We start from the raw sequence: 21,065 nt of genomic DNA, 5'->3' as shown, positions 1-21,065 counted from the left end.
CAAGGACATTCGCGGGAACGTCACCTGGTCGACCCAGGCCGGGCTCACCCGCCCCACTGGGCGGTGAACGGCTCGGGGTGGTAGCGCAGCCGGCTGCGGCCGAAGGCGTGCAGAAGGTTGTCCCGGAACCGCCCGAAGGTGAGCGGGGCCCGGACCGAGTCGAGCATCTCGCGGATCTCCGGCCGGGTGAGCGCAATGCGCGCGGCCCTGATCTCCTCCGAGTAGACGAGTTCGTTCCCGGCGGCCGAAAGCTGTTCCGGAGTCCCGGCCCCGGCGTCCGCGATGACCCAGGCCACCGAGAGCTTCTTCTGGTGCCCCGCCGGCCTGCCGGGCACCGCGAGGCTGTGCGCGGCGAGCGGGCTGGCCAACCCGAGGTCGTCGATCACGGTCTCCGTGCGCGGCAGCAGGAGCCCCGGGAAACCGAGCGCGCCGGGAGTGGAGACCACCGTGCGGGTCCCCGGGAAGACCACCCACACGAAGTTCACCTTCACCGCGACGGTCGGGCCGGTCTTCCCCGCCCGCGCCGCGGCGAGATCGGGCATGTACCCGACGAGGTTCGCGGCGTCGTCGGCGGTGATCGGGTGCTCGTTGTGCGTGGAGTCGACCCAGAACACGCGCGCGTCGCTGATGCCGTACGCGCCGATCTTGTGCTGCTCGGCGGAGACCGGCCGCAGGCCGACGGCGCTGACGACCGTCCAGGCCACGAGCGCGACCACGAGCGGGGCCGTCCACCGGGTCAGCGGGGCGACCATCACCGGCAGGAGCAGGCAGGTCAGCACCGGCAGGAGCATCCGGGCGTGCATGTAGTCCCCGCCGACCCGGGTGACGTACAGCCCGAGCACCACCCCGGCGACCACCGGGGTGAGCGCGACCACGAGCGTCGTCCGCTCCCGGCCCCGCAGGGCCGGCACGGCGACGGCGAGCAGCAGCGCGACCGGGATCAGCAGCCAGTAGGCGGCGAACATTTCGACGAGGTAGAACCACCCGCGATCCCAGCGGGACTGGGTCGCCTCCTTCGCCAGGGCGGTGTTGGGCGTGATCAGCCCGTAGTAGCCCATGCGGTACACCTGGTAGACCACCGGGACCACACCGGCGAGCGCGAGCCACCCGAGACCGCGGCGCCAGCCCGGCCGGACGACGGCCACCAGCGCGACGAACGTAATCGCGGAGACGAGGGCGAACTCCGGGCGCACCAGCGGGCCGCAGCCGATCAGCACGAGGGTCGGCAGGATCCGGACCGGGCCGCCGGTCGCGTGCCGGACCAGCCGCCACCACACCAGGGACAGCCAGAGCGTGACCAGCCCCGTCTCCAGCCCCGACGTGGCGTAGTCCCAGAAGGGCGGCAACCCGAGGACCACCAGGGCGCCGGCCGGCACGATCCGCCGGTCCGGGAACAGGCGCCGGGCACCGTCGAGCCCGAAGAAGAGGCCGCCGACGGCGGACAGCAGCCCGAGGACGACCGCCACCCACTCCAGCCGCAGCCACGGCTGCAGGCCGCCAAGGGCCACGAGGTAGGTCCACAGCGTGCTCGTGTTGGCTTCGACGCGTTCGCCGGCGTTGAACACCGGGCCGTTCCCGTCGAGCAGGTTCTGCACCGTGCGCAGGACGATCAGGCCGTCGTCGCACACCCAGCGGCGCTGCCACGCCAGCACGGCGAAAACCGCGAGGACGAGCCCGATCAGCCACTGGCCACGCCGCTCACCGCGTCGGGGTCTTGCCGTTTTCGGCGTCGGTTCGTCGACAATGAGCGAGGTCATCGCGGATTTCCCCCCGGTTCCGCACCAGAGTGCACTAGAGAGGGAATCGACTTGAAATCCCCCGGGGAGCACGATAACTCGGACGAGTGAATAGACGGCGCGCGGGGTCGAACGTGACGATTAACCGGAGGAAATACTGGCTCAGAATGACGAAAACCATGTTGTTATCCGCGATTCGCTGCGATTAGCGCACCCTCCGGTGCTCGGCGCCGCGCGTGGGGCATTGTCCGCCGGCCGCCGCGGGCGCAAGCTCGACCCATGACGACCGCCGACGAGTTCCGCGCCCTGCACGAGCGACCCGAACCCTTCCTGCTGCCGAACCCGTGGGACGCCGGAACCGCCCGGCTGCTGGCCGGGCTCGGCTTCGAAGCCCTCGCCACGACGAGCCTGGGCGTGGCCAACGTGGCCGGCCGGACCCGCGCGACCCGGGCGGAGATCCTGGCCAACGTCCGGGAGATCGCCGAAGCGACCCCTCTGCCGGTCAACGCGGACCTCGAGAACGGCTTCGCCGACGACCCGGCCGAAGCCGCGAAGATGATCGACGCGGCCGCCGACGCCGGCGCGGTCGGCGCGTCGATCGAGGACCTCACGGACGATCCCCGGCAGCCGATCTACGACATCGGGCTGGCCGTCGACCGCGTCCGCGCGGCGGTGGAGACGGCCCACGTCCGATCGGTGGTGCTCACCGCCCGCTGCGAGAACCTCTGGCTCGGCGTCAACGACCTCGACGACACGATCCGGCGGTTGCAGGCGTACGAGGAAGCGGGCGCCGACGTCCTGTACGCGCCGGGGTTGCGGACGCTGGAGGAGATGCGCGCGGTGGTGTCGTCGGTGGGCAAGCCGGTCAACGTCGTGATGGGGTTCGCGGATCCGTCGATCACCCTCGACCGGCTGGCCGAGATCGGAGTCCGCCGCGTCAGCATCGGGGCGGCGCTCTCCCGGCTGGCGCTGAAGTCGTTCATGGACGGAGCGCGGGAGATGCGTGCGGGGCGGTTCGGGTTCGTCGGCGACCTGCCGCCGATTGCCGAACTGCAGGAGTTCTTCGGCTGAACCGGGCGGGCGACGCCCGGTTCAGCCCGAAGAACGTCAGCTACACCCGGACGTCGCGCCGCAGCCTTCGCAGGCGTAGCACGAGCCGGCCGGGCGCATCTTCGTGCCGCAGGTCATGCAGAGCGGGGCGTCCGCCGCCTTGCCGAGGCGGAGTTCCATCAGCTCCGTCGTCGTCTGGGCTTCGCGGTGCGGGTGCCCGGTCTCGTCGGCGTGCGGCTCCGGCGAAGAATCCACTGTGGACTGGAGTGTCTCGAGGTCGACGCCAGGGCCGCCGTAGCCGGCTTCGACCTCCGCCGAACGCTCGTCCGCCGAGAAGATGCCGAGCTGCGAACGCTTCTCGTACGGCAGGTAGTCCAGCGCCAGCCGGCGGAACAGGTAGTCCATCACGCTCGTCGCGATGCGGATGTCCGGGTCGTCGGTCATCCCCGCCGGCTCGAAGCGCAGGTTCGAGAACTTCGAGACGTAGAACTCGAGCGGGATGCCGTGCTGCAGGCCCACCGAGATCGACATCGAGAACGCGTCCATCACGCCGGCCAGGGTCGAGCCCTGCTTGCCCAGCTTGACGAAGATCTCGCCGAGGCCGTCGTCCGGGTACGAACCCGCCGTCAGGTAACCCTCCGCGCCGCCGACGGTGAACGACACCGTCTGGCTCGGGCGTTTCTTCGGCAGGCGCTTGCGCACCGGCCGGTATTCGACGGCCTTCTCCGGCTCGGCGGCCGCCGTGTCCTTCTTGCCGGTCGACAGCGGCTGGCCGACCTTGCAGTTGTCGCGATAGATGGCCAGCGCCTTGAGCCCGAGCTTCCAGCCCTGGAAGTAGATCTCCTCGACCTCTTCGACCGTCGCCGACTCCGGCATGTTGACCGTCTTGGAGATCGCGCCGGACAGGAACGGCTGCACCGCGGCCATCATCCGCACGTGGCCGATCGGCGCGATCGACCGCTGACCGACCGCGCAGTCGAACACCTCGTAGTGCTCCGGCCGCAGCCCCGGCGCGTCGACGACGTGGCCGTGCTGCGCCACGTACTCGACGATCGCCTCGACCTGCTCGTCCGGGTAACCGAGCGCCGTCAGCGCGCGCGGCACCGTCTGGTTGACGATCTGCATCGAGCCGCCGCCGACCAGCTTCTTGAACTTCACCAGCGAGAAGTCCGGCTCGATCCCGGTGGTGTCGCAGTCCATCATGAAGCCGATGGTGTTGTGACTCACGAACCCGTTCGCCACGTAGGTCACGTTCTCCGGGACAGACAGGTCGAATGTCGGCTGCACTCCCCCGTCCTCATTGGACAATACGGGCTCGAACAGGTAGCCGAGCGCATGTCCGAGCCGCTGGTCGAACGTCTCGCCGAAGATCCGGCGGGCGAGCATGCGCGGCACGCCTCCGGTCTTCCTGAGCGACTGCACGACCGCGTCCCGGGAACCGTGCCCGGCCGGCACCAGGTCGTCCCACACCGGACGAGGCAGGTGAATCCGGTCGCCCTTCGCGGAAGCGCGCGGTTCGACCGCCACCATCGCCCTGTCCTTGCGGCCGCCCATGAATCCGACGACCTCGTCGAAGATCAGCGCGTGATCGACGTTGCGCAGGCGAATCTGGTACAGCGTCCCACCCCGTCCGCTCGTGGTGGCCCGGGTCGTCGACACCATTCCCAGCGACAACAGCAACGTGCGGACGTCCTCGGCGAACAGCTCCGAAGCGGTCGAGACACTCGGCACACCTTCGAGCACCGTGCCATCGGCTTCGAAAAGCCCGCGAAGGAAAGACGCGTAGACAGCGGGAGCGTTCGTCTCCCGGACCGCGGCGGGGATCCTCGGCGTCCAGCCCTTGCCCACGTGGTCCGCACCCGGCAGTTCCTTCGCGAAACCGGCCGCCTTCCACCACCTCGCCAACCGCACCGACTGCAGCGTCACCTCGCGGTACCCGACGCACTGCCGTACCACGGGGTCGAGGTTGAACAAACCCTTCGCCAGGACCTGCAGCCGCGTCACGACGTCCGGATCGGTGTCGGCGACACACAACCGGATCCCCTTGGCGTGCAAGCTCCCGTCACCCATGAAGTACCCGGCCAGTTCAGCCAGGTCCTCGTCCACGACGTCCGGAACGTCGACCGCACGATCATCGGTGTAGTACGCCTGGTCAAGCACGGGCAGGGGAACCCGCCGCGGCTCACCGACCAGCCCACCCAGCTGGAGTGGCACGAGATCACCCGGCTGGACGTCGGCGAGACGCCGCCACACCCAGTCCCCGGTCTCCACGTCGACCACCTTCGCCTGGTGCGCGAGCGTGCCCTGGATGCGGTAGCCACCCTTGGTCACGATGCGCCGGGTGGGCTCCTCGCCGTTGACGAAGAACTTCGTCGCCTGCCGGGGCCCCTCGTCGGTCGACACGGTGAGGTCGATGTCCTGCCAACGGTCACCGTAGAGGTCACCGAGCTCCGACAGCCGGGCCAATCCCCGATCGGTCGTCACGAGGGTGTCGGCGGTCAGGCACCCGGTGGGCGCGAGCACCGACGCCTGCGCGTTGCGCCAGCCGTGCTTCGTCCCGATGTCGATGCCCTTCTTCCACTCCTCCGTCGCCAGCGCGCGGACCGCGGCGTCGTTGGAGTGGTAGGTGCGGACGAGCTCGTTCGCCGCCGCGTGCTTGCGCATCACGCGCTGGTGCGCCTCGGCGTTGCGGGCGTAGCCCTCGTACGCGCCGACCGCCTGGGCCAGCTCGGCCGAGCGCCGGTAGGACACACCCGTCATCAGCGACGTGATCGCGGCCGCGAGCGCGCGGCCGCCGTCGGAGTCGTACGCGTGGCCCAGCGCCATCAGCAGCGCGCCCAGGTTGGCGTAACCGATGCCGAGCTGGCGGAACTTCCGCGTGGTGTCGGCGATCGGCTGGGTCGGGAAGTCCGCGAAACAGATCGAAATGTCCATCGCGGTGATCACGAACTCGACGGCACGGGCGAACAGCGGCGCGTCGAACGTGCCATCGGACGTGACGAACTTCAGCAGGTTCAGCGAGGCCAGGTTGCAGCTCGAGTTGTCGAGGTGCATGTACTCACTGCAGTTCGCGACGACCGTGCCGCCGACGATGTACGAGTGGTTCCGCGGCTCGGTCAGGTTGAACGTCGTCTCGAACCCTTGAGAGACCCGCGAAACCAGGCGCACGGTCTCGTCCACGTCGTAGAACTCGTGGTTCGCCAGCACGTCGGCGAGCTTGGCCGACTTGGCGGCGTGGTCGAACCCGACCAGCTCGGCGAAGGAGGCGATGTGGCGTCCGGTGATACGGAGGTCGAACGCGGGACCACCGCTGCCGTAGGTCCGTTCCTCTCCGTCCTTCGTGGTGTATCGGAAGGATTCGGCCTTGTTCTCCGAGTTGTAGATCCGGCCGCGGATGCCCAAGCTGGCCAGCAGTTCCTGCACGCCGATGAGCAGTTCCTCGGACCGGCTGCCCAGCCCGACATACCGGTTGCCCTTGACCGCCTGGTTCACCACGCAGCCGTCAGCGTCGAACAGGCCGCGCAGGAACGCGGTCACGACGTCCTCGGGCGCCTGATAGATCGCGTCCGGGACAACCTTCGCGGCGGAGCGTTCCTTGGAGACGCCAAGTCCGCGCATGAGCAGGGCGAACCGTCCCCGCATCGCCCGGAGCTGGGCGGTGCCGTTGGCCTGCAGGCTGGGCTTGCTCGCCAACCCGGTGATCGCGGCGAGGAGCTCACGGTGCCGCGGGAGGACGTTCTCGCGCTCCCATTCGGATCCGTACACGGTGACCGCGCCCGCGTCGGTCAGGCAGCCGTCGCCGACGAGCCAGCCGACGTAGTGCGCGAGTTCGGTGGTCCACTTCTCCGGCACGGCACGCAGTTCCCTGCCGCGCGCCCGCGTCGCGGCCTGGATCGCCGGCGGCGGAAGCGCCGCTGTCGCGTACGGCCGCGCCGCGTGCTCGATCGAGCGCACCACCTTGTCGGCGTCGCTGAGCTTGCCGGCGTGGACCCAGCCCTGATTTTCGGTCCAGACGCGGTGGTTGGGCGTGCAGCGGAGCCGGGAGCCGTCGCTGAAACGGAGTTCGACGATCTCGTTGGTCCCGGTGACCATGTAGCGCGTGGGCCGCGTGGCGACGATCCGCGACGCCGGAGTGTCCTTGTGCGTCACGTCGTTGGTGTAGACGGCGAACGTCTCTCCCTGCGCGGCGCGCCGCACGAGGTCTCCGATACGGACCAAGCCGGCGTCGGTGACAACGCGCTGGTCCGCCGGGAAACACGGGTTGGACGCGGTGATCCGGCCGGCCTCGGGGCAGGTGTGCCAGTCGTTGATCGTGCCGTCGTACTGGATGCCGGGGTCGGCGCACTCCCACGCGGCCTGGGCGATGCCGCGGAACAGCTTCTTCGCGTCGGTCCGGTCGATCACCTCGCCGGTGAGCCGCGCGCGCAGGCCGAAGTCGGTGCCGTTCTCGACCGCCTGCATGAACTCGTCGGACACGCGGACCGAGTTGTTCGCGTTCTGGTACTGCACCGAGGAGATGTCCGCGCCGGAGAGGTCCATGTCGAACCCGGCGTCACGGAGGACCTTGATCTTCTTCTCTTCGCGCGCCTTGGTCTGGACGAACTCCTCGATGTCCGGGTGGTCGACGTCGAGCACGACCATCTTCGCCGCGCGCCGGGTGGCGCCGCCGGACTTGATGGTGCCCGCGGACGCGTCGGCGCCGCGCATGAACGAGACCGGGCCGGAGGCGGTGCCGCCGGAGGTGAGCAGCTCCTTCGAGGAGCGGATGCGGGAGAGGTTCAGGCCGGCGCCGGAGCCGCCCTTGAAGATCAGGCCCTCCTCGCGGTACCAGTTGAGGATCGACTCCATCGTGTCGTCGACGGCGAGGATGAAACACGCGCTGACCTGCTGCTTCGACGCGGTGCCGACGTTGAACCAGACCGGGGAGTTGAAGCTGAAGACCTGGTGCAGCAGCATCCAGGTGAGCTCGTGCTCGAAGATCTCCAGGTCCTGCGGCGTGGCGAAGTAGCCGTGCTCACCCGCGGCCTTGACGTAGGTCTTCACCACGCGGTCGATGAGCTGCTTGAGGCTGCGCTCGCGCTGCGGGCTGCCGACGGCCCCGCGGAAGTACTTGCTGGTGACGATGTTGGTGGCGTTGACCGACCAGAACTCGGGGAACTCCACGCCGCGCTGCTCGAAGTTGACCGAGCCGTCGCGCCAGTTCGTCATGACGACGTCCCGCTGCTCCCAGGTCACCTGGTCGTACGGGTGCTGCCCTTCGGTCGTGAAGACGCGCTTCGCGCTCAGTCCGCCGGCGGCCTTGCTCTTCTTGCCGGCGGCTGTGCCGGGCCCGGTTCCCACGGTTTCGGTCATGGTTGAACCCTCACTCCCGCGGCGGGACGGTCAATCGCCGTCGTCGCGCTGATCGCTCTCCTCATGGGCAGCAGAACCCGCCATGGCTTCACGAAGATCGGCGATCTCCTTCTCGAAGTCTTCGACCGACGAGAAGGACCGGTAGACACTGGCGAACCGGAGGTAGGCGACCCCGTCGAGCTCACGCAGCGGGCCCAGGATGGCCAGACCGACCTCGTGACTCGGGATCTCCGCCAGCCCGGCGGAGCGGATCGACTCCTCCACGCGCTGCGCGAGCTGCTGCAGCGCGTCGTCGTCGACCGGCCTGCCCTGGCAGGCGCGGCGGACGCCGCTCACCACCTTGTCCCGGCTGAACTGTTCGGTGACGCCCGAGCGCTTGACGACGGCGAGCACCATCGTCTCCGACGTCGTGAACCGCCGTCCGCACGACGCGCACGAGCGCCGCCTGCGGATCGCCTGGCCTTCATCCACCTCTCGGGAGTCGACGACCCGAGAGTCCGCATGCCGGCAGAACGGGCACCTCATCCGCCGATCACCTTCCCCTCCGAGCCGGCCGCCCCGGTCGACGTCCGCCCGGCCACCACGCGTGGCCGCGCCGCGAGCACCCGGCACCCCTGCACCTGGTGATCGACTTGTGGACATCCGGTGGGTAAGAGCCGGCCAGCTGTGGACAACTGCTGCCCAGTCTACCCCAACCTGTGGACCAACTACAGCGGTGTAACTACTACATATAGCGGGCGAGCGTAGAACTCGCGGAGGGCGCGCGCAAGCCGGCCGGGCCCGCCCGAGAAGGCGGGGAAGCGCGTCCGGAAGGTCTGCGAGGGACATCAGGGCGCGGAGACGACGGCGGGATCGGCGACCGGGACCGTGAGCGGCAGCCCGGGGACCAGCACGGCCTGGTCCAGGCGATTGAGCTCCAGGATCCGGGCAACAACCGCGCCAGGTTCGCTGTCCGGCGCGAATCGCGTGGCCAGCGCGGCGAGGGTGTCGCCCTGCTCGACCGACACCGTCGCGGTCCGCTCGGGCACCGGAGCATCCGCGGCACCGCCGGCGAAAAGAACCGATCCAGTGACCACGAGGCAGCTCGCGACGGCGAGCGCGGCGAACCACGGCCACCGCACCGGCATCCGCCGGGGCGCCACGCAGGGCGCGCCGGCCGGGCGGCGGCCCGCCACGACCCGCGCGCGCGTCGGCGGGCGCCGCACTTCACCGCGGCGCCCGCGCAGCACGCGGACGGGACGGGGTGGCGCCGGGAGCGGGGTCGCCGGGCGAGCCGGACCGCGTTCGGCCAGAATGGACATCCGAACCTCCTCGAAACCCTGGTGTCCGCCCGATTCCGCGGCCGGGGCCGGCCGGCGGATCAAGATCGAACAGGCGTTCTATCGAACGCCCGTGCGAAGGTCTACCACCTGCCACCGACAAAATCGAGCGGACACGGCGTGTCGATCGAACAGATGTTTGAAATCGTCGTGCCCGGGGGCTAACGTCGGTGACCAGGGCATCTGCCGGGCAGATGCCGCCCGGCGAGGCTGCCCGCACCCGGCGGGCGGCGGCCGGCGCGCAGATACGTGCAGCGAACGTCTGGGAGGCGACGCAGTGGCGAAGGAGAACAAGGCGGGCAGGACCAGTGGGTCCCCCGGGGGCGCCGGCAAGGTGACCTCCATGCCCGAGGTGTACGAAGTGGACGACGCCCTCACCGTCCGCCAGCAGCAGGTGCTCGACGTCATCCGCACCTGGGTGAGCCGGTTCGGCTACCCGCCGAGCGTCCGCGAGATCGGCGAGGCGGTGGGGCTGACGTCGACGTCGTCGGTCTCCCACCAGCTGCGTGCCCTGCAGCGCAAGGGCTACCTGCGCCGGGACGCGAACCGGCCGCGCGCGGTCGGGGTGCTCGCGGCGACCGACGACAACCCCATGGGCATCGAGATGGACCAGCAGCCGGTCATGCCGAAGGCGGCGTACGTGCCGCTGGTCGGCCGGATCGCCGCCGGTGGCCCGGTGCTTGCCGAGCAGGCCATCGAGGACGTGTTCCCGCTGCCGCGGGAGATCGTCGGCGAGGGTGAGCTGTTCCTGCTGAAGGTCACCGGCGACTCGATGATCGACGCGGCCATCACCGACGGCGACTGGGTCGTGGTCCGGCAGCAGCCGGACGCCGACAACGGCGAGATCGTCGCGGCGATGATCGACGGCGAAGCCACGGTCAAGACGTTCAAGCGCAAGGGCGGCCACATCTGGCTGATGCCCCACAACGAGGCGTACGAGCCGATCCCCGGCGACGACGCGACGGTGCTCGGCAAGGTCGTGGCGGTGCTCAGGCGGTTGTAACGAGTCGGATGGGTGAGGTGTGTCCGCGGAAAGCGCGGACCACGGCCGCTCGTCACAAGTGTCTTCTGGGGGTGCAACCCCCAGACCCCGCCCGGGGGCAAGCCCCCGGACCCCCCGCCTCGGTCACCTCGAGCGGTCAGGTCGCCTGACCACCGGGGTTTCGCACGGCCGGAGTGGGTGTTCCAGATTCACCGCATCGAGTGATCTTGGTGGTCTTGGTGGTCTTGGCCGTGGGGAGCCAAGCCCGCCTGCACCAGTCAGCTCCGGCTTCGGCGGCGCAGCCTGCTGAAGCCGAACCAGCCGATCCCGATCACCGCCAGCGTGATCCCGGCGGCGGGCAGGACGGGGAGCCCGGCCCCGTCCCCCGCCGAGCCGGACGACGCGCCGGTGCCGGTCGTGGTCTTCCCCTCCGCCGGTGCGCCGGACTGCGCGGCCAGAGCGGCCGCGCCCCGCACCGCGCGGAGGGGCTGGCCCACGCCTTCGCCGCCGGACAGCAGTGTTCCGTCGGGGTCGAACGCGATCGCCTCGCCCTGCTTCTCCCCCGGCAACGGGATCCGGACCGGGGTGCGCCGCAACGCCGCCGCCACGTCGCCGTCCGGCGCGGCGTAGACGTAGGCGTCGGTGTAGGTCCGAAGCGCGACGACACTGCCGTCGGCCATCGACGCGCCGCCGGTGACCAGCGCCGATCCGATCGAACCGACCGGGCCGCCCGGCGTGTCCGTCGTCTCGATCTTCAGCGAGCCGACCTTCTCGAGGTTCGTCGGACCGGGGCTCGCCAACGGGCCCGAAGGCCGGTAGACCTTGGCCTCGCCGAGGATGTCCTTGGTGATCAGGTACGGCGTGCCCGACTTGTCCATCAGCAGCGCTTCGGTGTCGTGCTGGCCATCGGGGTAGGTGAGGCGGTGCAGCGTGACCTGGCCCTGCGGGCTCATCTCCAGCAGGGCGACGGTCAGCCGGCCCTTCTCGTTGTCGCCGGTGTCGGACAGCCACAGTCGCCCGTCGGGCGTGCGGGCCAGGTCCTCGACGTCGAACGGGTCGGTGCGGTCGGTGAGGACCTTCTGCACCTTGCAGTCCCGCCCCAGCACGAACACCTGGGCCTTGGTGCCGCCGTCGTTGATCGCGTACAGCCGCGAGCCGTCGGACACCAGGCCGGACAGCTCGCCGATCCGGGAGTCCTTCATCGTGCACAGGGGCTGTGGCGTCTCCGCCGCCGACGCGGGTACCGGCCCGCCGAGCACGGCCAACGAAACTGCCGCGATAGCGACAACCGAACGCACCCAGCCACCTCCGTAATGTGCGACCAACCTGGTCGCACATTACGGAGACGTTCAGGCCCTGGTCGCGTTGGTCTCGTACTCGCGCAAAGCCGCGGCGAGGTCCGGGCGGACCCGCACCAGCAGGCGCGTGCCGTCCTCGACGTGCTCCTCTTCGAGCACCTCGCCCTCCGCGTGCGCCCGCGAGACCAGCTCGCCACGCGCGTAGGGCACGAGGATGTCGACCGTGACCTCCGGCCGCGGCAGGCGTTCGGCGATCACCTCGACGAGCTCGGCGATGCCCGCCCCGGTGCGCGCGGACACCGGCACCGAGCCGGCCAGCGCGTGCCGCAGCCGGGCGAGGGTGACCTCGTCGGACGCGTCGGTCTTGTTGATCACCAGCAGCTCCGGCGGGAGCGGCTCCTTGCGCTTGCGCGTGATCTCGCCGAGCACCTCGTGCACGGCGCTGACCTGCTCCTCCGGCGCCGGGTCGGACCCGTCCACGACGTGCACCAGCAGGTCCGCGTCGGCGGCCTCTTCCAGCGTCGAACGGAACGCGTCCACCAGCTGGTGCGGCAGGTGCCGCACGAACCCGACGGTGTCGGTCAGCGTGTAGCCGCGGCCGTCCGCGGTCTGCGCGCGCCGCGTGGTCGGGTCGAGGGTGGCGAACAGCGCGTCCTCCACCAGCACCCCGGCCCCGGTCAGCGCGTTGAGCAGGCTCGACTTGCCGGCGTTGGTGTAGCCGACGATCGCCACGCTGGGCACCTCGTTGGCCAGCCGCCGCCCGCGCTTGGTCTCGCGGATCGTGTCCATGGCGGCGATCTCCCGGCGCAGCTTCGCCACGCGCTTGTTGATCCGCCGCCGGTCGGTCTCGAGCTTGGTCTCACCGGGACCACGCAGGCCGACGCCGCCGTTCGCGCCACCGGCGCGGCCACCGCCCTGCCGGGACAGCGACGCGCCCCACCCGCGCAGCCGCGGGATCAGGTACTGCAGCTGGGCCAGCTCGACCTGCGCCTTGCCCTCCTTCGACCGGGCGTGCTGGGCGAAGATGTCGAGGATCAGCGCGGTCCGGTCGATGACCTTGACCTTGACCTTCTCCTCGAGCTGCCGCAGCTGGCCCGGCGAGAGCTCGCCGTCGCAGATCACGGTGTCGGCGCCGGTGGAGGAGACGATGTCGCGCAGCTCCCGCACCTTGCCCGAGCCGATGTAGGTGGCCGGGTCCGGCTTGGTCCGCCGCTGGATGAGCCCTTCGAGGACTTCCGAGCCCGCCGTCTCGGCCAGGCGCGCCAGCTCGGCCAGCGACGCCTCGGACTGCAGGGCCGTGCCCTCGGTCCACACGCCGACCAGCACGACGCGCTCGAGCCGCAGTTGCCGGTACTCGACCTCGGTGACGTCGTCCAGCTCCGTGGACAGTCCCCTGACCCGGCGGAGCGACGCCCGGTCCTCGAGCTCCATCTCGCCTGTCGACAGGTCGCCGTCGTGGTCTTCGGTGTGTGTCAGTTCTGTCATCGTGCCTCCATGTTCCCACGATTCGCCGCAGGAACCGAACTTTTACGTGCTGGGATAAGTGGCGAGGTAGACCGCGGTGCGCTCGGCGCCGGGACGGCGGGGGCGTGCGCGGAACTCCTCGAGCAGGGCGTTGAGCCGCGTTTCCAGCTCCGCCCGCTCCTCGGGGTCCACCTGGACGACCAGGCGCGACTGGCGCACGCCCTCGAATCCGGTTTCGGCGATCTCGGCCAGATAGGCCTCGAGCACCGCCTGCTCCACGTCCTTGTCACCGCATGAGTCGAGTGTCCAGGAAAGCCCGGTCGAAAGATACGGAATTTCCTTCGCGCCCCTGGTCCCGCGGCGCGGGGGCTGCGCGGCGAGGAAGCCGGTCTCGACGAGTTTGCGCACGTGGTGCAGCGTCGTCGCCGGGTCTCGGCCCAGCCTTTCGGCCAGCTCCTTGTTCGTCAGCGCCTCCGAGAAGGTCAACCGGATGATGCGCAGCCGTATTCCGGAGGCCAGCGCGGCAGCCTCGGCTTCGGTCGCGGCACGTCGTTTCGCGGGGAGCACGCGGGACAGCTTAGAGCGAACAGTGATTGACACTTTCCAATCACTCGCGTCAGACTCGGGTCATGTCCAGGGGGTCACTCTTCCGCCACGCCGACTTCAGACGGCTCTTCGCCGGCGACACGGCCAGCCAGTTCGGCGTGTTCGTCGGCAACACCGCCGTCCCGCTGCTCGCCGCCGTCACGCTGGCCGCGACGCCGTTCGAGATGGGCCTGCTCACCGCGGCCGAGACGCTCGCCTTCGTGCTGATCGGGCTGCCCGCCGGAGTGTGGGTGGACCGGCTGCGCCGCCGCCGCGTGATGCTCACCGCCGACTTCACGCGGGCGGCGCTGCTGCTGAGCGTGCCGGTCGCCTGGTGGGCGGGGGTGCTGACGTTCGCCCAGCTGCTCGTCGTCGTGTTGTTCGTCGGCATCGCGACCGTGTTCTTCGACATCGCCTACCAGTCGTACCTGCCCTCGCTCGTCGGCCGGGAGCACCTCCTCGAGGGCAACGCCAAGCTGCAGGCCGTCCAGTCGACCGCGCAGATCGCCGGGCCGGGCGCGGCCGGCGTGCTGGTCCAGCTGGTGACCGCGGCGAACACCGTGCTGGTCACCGGCCTCGGCTTCCTCACCTCGGCGCTGTGCCTGCTGCGGATCCGCGCGGAGGAACCCGTGCCGCAGCGCGACGGCCATGCCCGGCTGCTCCCGCAGATCGCCGAGGGTCTGCGGTTCGTCTTCTCCGACAAGCCGTTGCGGGCGATCGTGGGCACGACGGCGACGGCGAACTTCTTCAACGGCGCGTTCATCGCCGTGTACGTGCTGTTCCTGACGCGGACCGTCGGGCTGCCGCCGGCCGCGGTGGGCGCGCTCATGGCGGTCGGCGGCGCCGGCGGCATCCTCGGCGCGGTCTGCTCGGGCGCGGTCACCCGCCGCGTCGGCCAGTCCCGCGCGATCTGGCTGGTCCCGCTGGTCACCGCGCCCGGCCACCTGCTGGTCCCGCTCGCCGCGCCGGACTGGCGGCTCGGGCTCTCCGGGTTCGGGCTCGTCGCCAGCGGGTTCGGGATCATCGTCTACAACATCGCGCAGGTTTCGTACCGGCAGGCGATCTGCCCGGACCGGCTGCTCGGCCGGATGAACGCGAGCGTGCGCTTCGTCGTCTGGGGCACCATCCCGTTCGGCGGTCTGCTCGGTGGCGCGCTCGGCGAAGGACTCGGGCTGCGCGGCGCGATGTGGGTCGCCGTCGCCGGCGAGGCCGCCGCGGTCCTGTGGGCCGTGTGCTCGCCCTTGCGGCACATGCGCGACCTGCCGACCGAGGCGAAAACCGGTTCTCCGGCCCCCTAGAGTTGCCGCATGAGTACCCCACACGAGCGCCCACGAGTCCCGGACAAGGTCGGTGTCGACGGTCTGGAGGCCAAGTGGGTACCCGTATGGGAATCCACGGGTGCCTACCGCTTCGACCGCGGCAAGAACCGGGACGAGATCTACTCGATCGACACCCCGCCGCCGACGGTCAGCGGGTCGCTGCACATCGGGCACGTCTTCTCCTACACCCACACCGACGTGCTCGCGCGGTTCAAGCGGATGCGCGGGCTCGAGGTGTTCTACCCGATGGGGTGGGACGACAACGGCCTGCCGACGGAACGCCGCGTGCAGAACCACTTCGGCGTCCGCTGCGAGCCTTCACTGCCCTACGACCCGGAATTCCGGCCGCCGGAGAAGCCGGGCAAGGACGTCGTCGCGGTGTCGCGGCGGAACTTCGTCGAGCTGTGCGAAACGCTGACCGCAACCGACGAGCAGGTCTTCGAGCAGCTGTGGCGGCGGCTCGGGCTTTCGGTCGACTGGACGATGACCTACCAGACGATCGGGCGCGAGTCGCGGCTGATCTCGCAGCGCGCGTTCCTGCGCAACCTCGCCCGCGGCGAGGCGTACCAGGCCGAGGCGCCGACGCTCTGGGACGTCAGCTTCCGGACAGCGGTGGCGCAGGCGGAACTCGAAGACCGCGAACGCCCGGGCGCCTTCCACGACCTCGCGTTCACCGCGGCGGACGGCTCGGACGTCGTGATCGCGACGACCCGGCCGGAGCTGCTGCCCGCGTGCGTCGCGCTGGTGGCGCACCCGGACGACGAGCGGTTCAAGCCGCTCTTCGGGACGTCCGTCCGGACGCCGGTGTTCGGCGTCGAGGTCCCCGTGATGGCGCACCACCTGGCGGATCCGGAGAAGGGCCGCGGCATCGCGATGGTGTGCACCTTCGGCGACACGACGGACGTCACGTGGTGGCGCGAGCTGCGGCTGGCCACGCGGGTGGTGCTGGGCCGGGACGGCCGGTTCCTGCCCGAGGCGCCACACGGCGTGCCCGCGGACGCGTACGCGTCGTTGGTGGGCAAGACCGTCCACACGGGACGCGAGATCATGGTCCGCCGGCTGGGCGAAGCCGGGGCGCTGCGGGGCGAGCCGCGGCCGATCACGCACTCGGTGAAGTTCTACGAGAAGGGCGACAAGCCGCTGGAGATCGTCGCCAGCCGGCAGTGGTACCTGCGCAACGGCGGGAACGACGCCTCCTTCCGGGAGAAGATGCTCGCCCGCGGCGAAGAGCTGAACTGGGTGCCGAAGCACATGCGCGTCCGGTATTCGTCGTGGGTGGAGAACCTCGCCGGCGACTGGCTGATCAGCCGTCAGCGGTTCTTCGGGGTGCCGATCCCGGTGTGGTACCGGCTCGATTCCCGTGGTGAGCCGGACTACGACGAGCGGCTGCTGCCGGACGACGCCGCCTTGCCGGTCGACCCGAGCAGCGACGTCCCGCCCGGGTTCGCCGAGGACCAGCGCGGCGTGCCGGGCGGCTTCGTCGCCGAGGCCGACGTGATGGACACGTGGGCGACGTCGTCGCTCACGCCGCAGATCGTCGGCCGCTGGAGTGTCGACGACGACCTGTTCTCGCGCGTCTTCCCGATGGACCTGCGCCCGCAGGCGCACGAGATCATCCGCACGTGGCTGTTCTCGACGGCGGTGCGCGCGGAGCTGGAGCACGGCGTGCTGCCGTGGCGGGAGACGTCGATCGCGGGCTGGGTGCTCGACCCCGACCGCAAGAAGATGTCGAAGTCCAAGGGCAACGCGACGACGCCGGTGGACCTGCTGGAGCGGCACGGCTCGGACGCGGTGCGCTACTGGGCGGCGAGCGCGCGGCCCGGCGTCGACACCGCGGTGGACGAAGGCCAGATGAAGGTCGGGCGGCGGCTGGCGACGAAGCTGCTCAACGCCAGCCGGTTCGTGCTCGGCCTCGGCGTGCCCTCACCGGACGCGGTCGCGGCCGAGCCGCTGGACCGGGCCGTGCTGGCGTCGCTGTCCGCCGTCGTTTCCCAGGCGACGGCGGCGTTGGAAGCCCTGGACTACGCGCGGGCGCTGCAGGTGACGGAGACGTTCTTCTGGACATTCTGCGACGACTACGTCGAGTTGGTGAAGGGCCGGGCGTACGGCGACCTCGGCGAGGAGGCGGCTTCCTCGGCGCAGGCGGCGCTGGTGACGGCGTTGTCGGCGGTGCTGCGGCTGTTCGCGCCGTTCCTGCCGTTCGCGACCGATGAGGTCTGGTCGTGGTGGCGGGAGGGGTCGGTGCACCGGGCGTCGTGGCCCGCGGTCGAGGCTTCGGACGGTGACCCGGAGCTGCTGACGCTGGCGGGTGAGGTGATCGCGGCGGTGCGCCGGGCGAAGACGGACGCGAAGGTCTCGATGCGATCGGCGGTGGACTCGTTGTCGGTGACCGGCCCGGCCGACGTGCTGGCCCGCTTCGCCCAGATCGAGCCGGACATCCGCGTCGCCGGGGCGATCCTGCACATCACCACCCGCGACGGCGACTTCGCCCTCGACGCCCGGGTCGGCACCTCGACCTGACCAGAAGTCCGTGAATGTCGCATTGAGGGACTCTGAGTCCCTCAATGCGACATTCACGGCCTTGGCACGTCAGGAACCGGCGGCGGCCCACCAGGCTTCGTCGATCTCGCCGCGCGCCACGATCTCCGCGGGACCCGAGAGCGTGGAAGCGCCGCGGGACACCGTCACCTCGACCCGGCCGCCCGGGAGGTCCACAGTGGACACGCCGGTGTCGGTGCCCGCGAGGTGGAACGCCGCCGCCACCGCGGCGACCGTGCCGGTGCCACAGGCGCGGGTCTCGCCGACGCCGCGCTCGTGCACGCGCATCCGCAGCGCGCCCTCGCCGAGCCGGTTGACGAACTCGAGGTTCACCCCGTGCGGGAAGAGGTCGTGGTCGAAGTCCGGCTGGTCGCGCAGGTCGAGCCCCGCGACGTCGTCGTCGAGCAGCGACACCAGATGCGGGTTGCCGACGTCGACCGCCACGCCGGAGAACGGCCGGCCGGCCACCACCGTGACCGAGGCGCCGGTGATCGTCGCCGGTCCCATGTGGACGGTCACCGAACGATCCGGGTGCACCACCACCGGGCGGTCGCCGGCGCGGGTGCCGATGACGAACTCGCCCTCGGTGGCGAGGCCGGAGTCGACGAGGTGGCGGGCGAAAACGCGGACACCGTTGCCGCACATCTCCGCGATCGACCCGTCGGCGTTGCGGTAGTCCATGAACCATTCGCCATCCGAGGGCACCCCGAGGGCGGCGGCGCGGACGACGCGCAGCACGCCGTCGGCCCCCAGCCCGCGGCGGCGGTCGCACAGCGCGGCGACCCTCGTCTCGGTCAGCTCGAGGCGGCCTGTCGCGTCGGGGAGCAGCACGAAGTCGTTCTGTGTGCCGTGCCCCTTGAGGAACTCGATTCCGCCCATAGCGGCAAGGTTACCGGCCCAGGGTATCCAGGACGCGTGCGGCCAGCCCGGGATCGGCGCCGTCGAACCAGTGGATCCGCTTGTCGCGCCGGAACCACGACCGTTGCCGCCGGACGAAGCGCCGCGTCGCCTGCGCCGTCGCCGCGGCGGCCGCCTCGAAGTCGCCCTCGCCGTCCAGCTCGGCGAGCACCTGCTGGTAGCCGAGCGCCTGCGACGCCGTCCTGCCCTCGCGCAGGCCCCGCGCCAGCAGCCCGCGGACCTCGTCGACCAGCCCCGCGGCGAACATCCGCCGGACGCGCTCGTCGACGCGCTCGTCGAGCTCCGCGGGCTCCCGGTCGACGCCGACCAGGACCGTGCCGTAGCGGGCCGGGCCCGGCTTCGGCAGGTTCGCCGAAAACGGCTCGCCGGTGATCTCGATGACCTCGAGGGCGCGCACGATCCGCCGGGTGTTGGTCGGCAGGATCGCCGCCGCCGCGGCCGGGTCGCGTTCCCCCAGCCGGGTGTAGAGCGCCGGCGTGCCCAGCTCCGCGGCCTCCGCGTCCAGCCGGGCCCGCACCGCCGGGTCGGTGCCCGGGAACCGCAGGTCGTCGAGCACCGCCTGGACGTAGAGGCCGGAGCCGCCGGTCAGCACCGGCACCCGGCCGTCGGCCAGCAGCCGCTCGATCTCGGCCCGTGCGGCGCGCTGGTAGGCGGCGACGGACGCCGTCTCGGTCACCTCCAGCACGTCGAGCAGGTGGTGCGGGACGCCGCGACGCTCGTCCGCGGTGGCCTTGGCGGTGCCGATGTCCATCCCCCGGTAGAGCTGCAGCGCGTCGGCGTTGACGACCTCTCCGCCGATGGCGAGGGCCAGGTCCACGGCCAGCGCGGTCTTGCCGGTGGCCGTCGGCCCGACCACCGCGACCGGACGGCGTTCGGGCGGGACGACGGGGCTGGTCACGGCGGCTGACGATACCGGCGAGCCGACACGGAGCGTCCACCGGAAGTAGGATCACGAGCTTCGGATGGCCCATCCGGTACCACGGTGCGCGCTGAGCTGCTTGAATGCCGCGTGGGGCCGTAGCATCCGAGCACGGCCCGTGACGACCGCATTACCCGGCCCCGCCGACGGCGGGGCGCCCGCGCGAGCGGGCGTACAGGCGATAAGGAGCCTGCGATGGCCCAGGAGAACACTTCCACCGGTACCCCGGCCCCGCACCCGGTGCCGCACGCGCTGCACGCCGGGCACGCCGCCCCGCCCGTGCCGCCCGCCGAGCCCACCCCGTCCACCTGGGGCCGGATCGACGAAGAGGGGACCGTCTACGTCATCACCGCCGAGGGTGAACGCGCCGTCGGCGTCTGGCAGGCAGGCACCCCCGACGAGGGCCTCGTGCACTACGCCCGCCGCTTCGACGACGTGCGCACCGAGGTCGAGCTGCTGGAGACCCGGCTGATCTCCGGGGCCGGCGACCCGAAGCACGCGCTGTCGAGCGCCACCCAGATCCGGGACGGGCTCGCCGAGGCCGCCCTGGTCGGCGACCTGGCCGCGCTCGCCGCGCGGCTGGAGTACGTCATCGCGCACGCCGAGAAGGCGCTGGCCAGCGCGAAGCAGGAGCGCGAGGAGGCCCGCGCGGCCGCGATCGCCCGGAAGCAGGAGCTGGCCGAGGAGGCCGAGAAGATCGCCGCCGACTCCACGCAGTGGAAGGCGGCGGGTGACCGGCTACGCGCGATCCTCGACGAGTGGAAGACGGTCAAGGGCGTCGACCGCAAGACCGACGACGAACTGTGGAAGCGGTTCTCGAAGGCCCGCGAGGGGTTCAACCGCCGTCGGGGCTCGCACTTCGCCGAACTCGACAAGCAGCGCGCCGCGGCCAAGCAGCGCAAGGAAGAGCTCATCGCCGAGGCCGAGGCGATCAGCGAGTCCGACGAGTGGGGCGACACCGCTGGCCGCTACAAGGACCTGATGACCGAGTGGAAGGCCGCCGGCCGCGCGCCGAAGGACAGCGACGAAGCGCTGTGGCAGCGGTTCCGCGCGGCGCAGGACAAGTTCTTCGCCCGCCGGTCCGCGGTGTTCTCCGAGCGTGACGCCGAGTTCGCCACGAACGCCGCGCGCAAGGAGGAGCTGCTGATCGAAGCCGAGAAGATCGACGCGGCGGCGAACTTCGAGGCGGCGAAGAACGCGCTGCGCCGGATCCAGGAGCAGTGGGACGAGATCGGCAAGGTCCCGCGTGAGCGCATCCGCGAGCTCGACAGCAGGCTGAAGGCGGTCCAGGACGCGGTCAAGTCGGCCGAGGACAGCCGCTGGCGGCGCACCGACCCGGAGGCGCAGGCCCGGGTCGCGCAGTTCCGCGAGCGCGTCGAGCAGTTCGAATCCCAGGCAGCCAAGGCGCGCGCCGCGGGCGACGAGCGTCGCGCGAAGAAGGCCGACGAGCAGGCCGCCCAGTGGCGCGAGTGGCTGGAGGCCGCTGAGGCGGCCGTCGCCGACCGCTGAGGTCGCTTCAAGTCCGTGACGGCCACCTTGGGGACGCTGAGTCCCCAAGGTGGCGTTCGGTGCGTCAGACGCAACC

The 21,065-nt window shown here is 70.8% G+C and carries 14 protein-coding genes; 5 read left to right on the top strand and 9 right to left on the bottom strand.

All coding sequences use genetic code 11. From position 1 onward, the window contains the following. Positions 1 to 44 precede the first annotated feature (44 nt). Positions 45 to 1,757, bottom strand: a complete 1,713-nt coding sequence (locus tag AB0M82_RS18630) for a hypothetical protein (RefSeq protein ID WP_364723026.1) — start codon at positions 1,755 to 1,757, stop codon at positions 45 to 47. A 258-nt stretch (positions 1,758 to 2,015) separates the two neighbouring features. Between AB0M82_RS18630 and AB0M82_RS18625 the strand changes: the two genes are divergently transcribed. After that, entirely contained in the window at positions 2,016 to 2,807 is a 792-nt protein-coding gene (locus AB0M82_RS18625; protein ID WP_364723024.1) for an isocitrate lyase/phosphoenolpyruvate mutase family protein, read from the top strand. A gap of 36 nt (positions 2,808 to 2,843) precedes the next feature. On the opposite strand, the gene AB0M82_RS18620 is transcribed toward AB0M82_RS18625, so the two are convergent. From AB0M82_RS18620 to AB0M82_RS18610, 3 genes are all read right to left on the bottom strand, one after another. Continuing rightward, the gene (locus tag AB0M82_RS18620) at positions 2,844 to 8,138 is read right to left on the bottom strand and encodes an LAGLIDADG family homing endonuclease (RefSeq protein WP_364723022.1); all 5,295 of its coding nucleotides are present in this window, start codon (positions 8,136 to 8,138) and stop codon (positions 2,844 to 2,846) included. A gap of 30 nt (positions 8,139 to 8,168) precedes the next feature. After that, positions 8,169 to 8,663 carry a transcriptional regulator NrdR gene (gene nrdR / locus AB0M82_RS18615; RefSeq protein WP_364723021.1) on the bottom strand — a complete coding sequence of 165 codons (495 nt, stop codon included), beginning with the start codon at positions 8,661 to 8,663 and terminating at the stop codon, positions 8,169 to 8,171. A 302-nt stretch (positions 8,664 to 8,965) separates the two neighbouring features. After that, positions 8,966 to 9,439, bottom strand: a complete 474-nt coding sequence (locus AB0M82_RS18610) for a LysM peptidoglycan-binding domain-containing protein (RefSeq protein ID WP_364723019.1) — start codon at positions 9,437 to 9,439, stop codon at positions 8,966 to 8,968. A 361-nt stretch (positions 9,440 to 9,800) separates the two neighbouring features. Between AB0M82_RS18610 and lexA the strand changes: the two genes are divergently transcribed. Continuing rightward, complete coding sequence (gene lexA, locus AB0M82_RS18605; RefSeq protein ID WP_364723017.1) at positions 9,801 to 10,460, top strand: transcriptional repressor LexA; 660 nt, start codon at positions 9,801 to 9,803, stop codon at positions 10,458 to 10,460. Between the two features lie 257 nt (positions 10,461 to 10,717). Here the strand turns inward: lexA and AB0M82_RS18600 are convergent, their stop codons facing one another. From AB0M82_RS18600 to AB0M82_RS18590, 3 genes are read right to left on the bottom strand one after another with little or no spacing between them, the layout of a single operon-like run. Next, entirely contained in the window at positions 10,718 to 11,737 is a 1,020-nt protein-coding gene (locus tag AB0M82_RS18600) for an esterase-like activity of phytase family protein (protein ID WP_364723016.1), read from the bottom strand. 51 nt (positions 11,738 to 11,788) lie between these two features. Beyond that, the gene (gene hflX / locus AB0M82_RS18595; RefSeq protein ID WP_364723014.1) at positions 11,789 to 13,222 is read right to left on the bottom strand and encodes a GTPase HflX; all 1,434 of its coding nucleotides are present in this window, start codon (positions 13,220 to 13,222) and stop codon (positions 11,789 to 11,791) included. A 42-nt stretch (positions 13,223 to 13,264) separates the two neighbouring features. Next, entirely contained in the window at positions 13,265 to 13,768 is a 504-nt protein-coding gene (locus AB0M82_RS18590; RefSeq protein ID WP_364723012.1) for a winged helix-turn-helix domain-containing protein, read from the bottom strand. 62 nt (positions 13,769 to 13,830) lie between these two features. Here AB0M82_RS18590 and AB0M82_RS18585 point away from each other — a divergent pair, with 62 nt between their 5' ends. Next, a complete protein-coding gene (locus AB0M82_RS18585; RefSeq protein WP_364723010.1) occupies positions 13,831 to 15,084 on the top strand; it encodes an MFS transporter in 1,254 nt (417 codons plus the stop codon). Positions 15,085 to 15,093: 9 nt separating this feature from the next. Then, positions 15,094 to 17,625 (top strand): valine--tRNA ligase, encoded by a 2,532-nt coding sequence (valS, locus tag AB0M82_RS18580; protein WP_364723008.1) that lies wholly within the window; start codon positions 15,094 to 15,096, stop codon positions 17,623 to 17,625. A 69-nt stretch (positions 17,626 to 17,694) separates the two neighbouring features. Here valS and dapF read toward each other — a convergent pair whose 3' ends face one another. Both dapF and miaA read right to left on the bottom strand, forming a co-directional pair. Next, positions 17,695 to 18,522 carry a diaminopimelate epimerase gene (dapF, locus tag AB0M82_RS18575; RefSeq protein ID WP_364723006.1) on the bottom strand — a complete coding sequence of 276 codons (828 nt, stop codon included), beginning with the start codon at positions 18,520 to 18,522 and terminating at the stop codon, positions 17,695 to 17,697. Positions 18,523 to 18,532: 10 nt separating this feature from the next. Next, complete coding sequence (gene miaA / locus AB0M82_RS18570) at positions 18,533 to 19,459, bottom strand: tRNA (adenosine(37)-N6)-dimethylallyltransferase MiaA (protein ID WP_364723004.1); 927 nt, start codon at positions 19,457 to 19,459, stop codon at positions 18,533 to 18,535. Positions 19,460 to 19,675: 216 nt separating this feature from the next. On the opposite strand from miaA, the gene AB0M82_RS18565 reads away from it, so the two are divergent. After that, positions 19,676 to 20,989: a DUF349 domain-containing protein gene (locus tag AB0M82_RS18565; RefSeq protein WP_364723002.1), complete on the top strand. Its 1,314-nt coding sequence runs from the start codon at positions 19,676 to 19,678 to the stop codon at positions 20,987 to 20,989. The last annotated feature ends 76 nt before the right edge of the window (positions 20,990 to 21,065 follow it).

Source organism: Amycolatopsis sp. NPDC051128 (genome assembly GCF_040682715.1).
Classification (GTDB): Bacteria; Actinomycetota; Actinomycetes; order Mycobacteriales; family Pseudonocardiaceae; genus Amycolatopsis.
This window is presented reverse-complemented; position numbering and strand designations above follow the sequence as displayed.

Coding starts and splice junctions, on each gene's coding strand:
- AB0M82_RS18630 (WP_364723026.1), bottom strand. CDS start 1,757: ATGACCTCGCTCATTGTCGACGAACCGACGCCGAAAACGGCAAGACCC.
- AB0M82_RS18625 (WP_364723024.1), top strand. CDS start 2,016: ATGACGACCGCCGACGAGTTCCGCGCCCTGCACGAGCGACCCGAACCC.
- AB0M82_RS18620 (WP_364723022.1), bottom strand. CDS start 8,138: ATGACCGAAACCGTGGGAACCGGGCCCGGCACAGCCGCCGGCAAGAAG.
- nrdR (WP_364723021.1), bottom strand. CDS start 8,663: ATGAGGTGCCCGTTCTGCCGGCATGCGGACTCTCGGGTCGTCGACTCC.
- AB0M82_RS18610 (WP_364723019.1), bottom strand. CDS start 9,439: ATGTCCATTCTGGCCGAACGCGGTCCGGCTCGCCCGGCGACCCCGCTC.
- lexA (WP_364723017.1), top strand. CDS start 9,801: ATGCCCGAGGTGTACGAAGTGGACGACGCCCTCACCGTCCGCCAGCAG.
- hflX (WP_364723014.1), bottom strand. CDS start 13,222: ATGACAGAACTGACACACACCGAAGACCACGACGGCGACCTGTCGACA.
- AB0M82_RS18585 (WP_364723010.1), top strand. CDS start 13,831: ATGTCCAGGGGGTCACTCTTCCGCCACGCCGACTTCAGACGGCTCTTC.
- valS (WP_364723008.1), top strand. CDS start 15,094: ATGAGTACCCCACACGAGCGCCCACGAGTCCCGGACAAGGTCGGTGTC.
- dapF (WP_364723006.1), bottom strand. CDS start 18,522: ATGGGCGGAATCGAGTTCCTCAAGGGGCACGGCACACAGAACGACTTC.
- AB0M82_RS18565 (WP_364723002.1), top strand. CDS start 19,676: ATGGCCCAGGAGAACACTTCCACCGGTACCCCGGCCCCGCACCCGGTG.